The sequence below is a fragment of the Pseudomonas cichorii genome (genome assembly GCF_003700275.1).
GTDB lineage: Bacteria > Pseudomonadota > Gammaproteobacteria > Pseudomonadales > Pseudomonadaceae > Aquipseudomonas > Aquipseudomonas cichorii_B.
On the sequence record NZ_RBRE01000088.1, the window covers coordinates 1 to 283 of the forward strand.

At 52.7% G+C, this 283-nt stretch carries 1 rRNA gene; it reads right to left on the minus strand.

Annotation, left to right across the window (positions count from 1 at the left end):
- Positions 1–25: 25 nt before the first annotated feature.
- A 5S ribosomal RNA gene (gene rrf, locus ALQ04_RS23185) occupies positions 26–141 on the minus strand.
- Positions 142–283 lie beyond the last annotated feature (142 nt).

A 283-nucleotide genomic window follows, 5' to 3' on the forward strand; every position in this document is an offset into this window, starting at 1 on the left:
AGCAGATGGGGGTTTCGGAATTTAATCTTGACGATGACCTACTCTCACATGGGGAAACCCCACACTACCATCGGCGATGCATCGTTTCACTGCTGAGTTCGGGATGGGATCAGGTGGTTCCAATGCTCTATGGTCGTCAAGAAATTCGGTAGCCGGTGCGTGCGTGAACACGTTCCAGCGAATGGGCATGTAATAGAAGTCGGTGCTTTGTGCGTGCGGCGCAAACTTTCGGTTCGTGTCGTCTTCACATCACCGCAACCTGCTTCTTCGCAGATTGCTTGGG